This is a genomic window from Salmonella sp. 32070601201500089SM (assembly GCF_017573605.1).
Classification (GTDB): domain Bacteria; phylum Pseudomonadota; class Gammaproteobacteria; order Enterobacterales; family Enterobacteriaceae; genus Salmonella; species Salmonella enterica.
This window is the reverse complement of record NZ_JAGETK010000040.1, coordinates 1-568: the sequence shown is the minus strand read 5'-3', so window position 1 is coordinate 568 and position 568 is coordinate 1. Positions and strand designations below refer to the sequence as shown.

Annotated in this window: 1 tRNA gene and 1 rRNA gene; both read right to left on the bottom strand. The window is 46.5% G+C overall.

Annotated features, from left to right (window positions below):
* Positions 1–198 precede the first annotated feature (198 nt).
* Positions 199–274 (bottom strand) — tRNA-Glu (locus J4728_RS23725).
* Positions 275–444: 170 nt separating this feature from the next.
* Positions 445–568: ribosomal RNA gene (locus tag J4728_RS23720) — 16S ribosomal RNA — on the bottom strand; the annotation flags it as partial.

The following is a 568-nucleotide window of genomic DNA, read 5'->3' as shown; positions in this document are numbered from 1 at the left end:
TAACCTCACAACCCGAAGATGTTTCTTTCGATTCATCATCGTGTTGCGAAAATTTGAGAGACTCACGAACAACTTTCGTTGTTCTGTGTTTCAATTTTCAGCTTGATCCAGATTTTTAAAGAGCAAATATCTCAAACGTGACTCGTAAGTCAGTTTTGAGATACTGGTGGCAACGCCTTTCACACATTACCGCGCAAGTGGCGTCCCCTAGGGGATTCGAACCCCTGTTACCGCCGTGAAAGGGCGGTGTCCTGGGCCTCTAGACGAAGGGGACACGAAAATTGCTTATCACGCGCTGCGTGATATTTTCGTGTAGGGTGAGCTTTCATTAATAGAAAGCGAACAGCCTTATTTCTTCAGCCTCACTCCCAACGCGTAAACGCCTTGCTATTTACTTTTCATCAGACAATCTGTGTGAGCACTTCAAAGAACGCTTCTTTAAGGTAAGGAGGTGATCCAACCGCAGGTTCCCCTACGGTTACCTTGTTACGACTTCACCCCAGTCATGAATCACAAAGTGGTAAGCGCCCTCCCGAAGGTTAAGCTACCTACTTCTTTTGCAACCCAC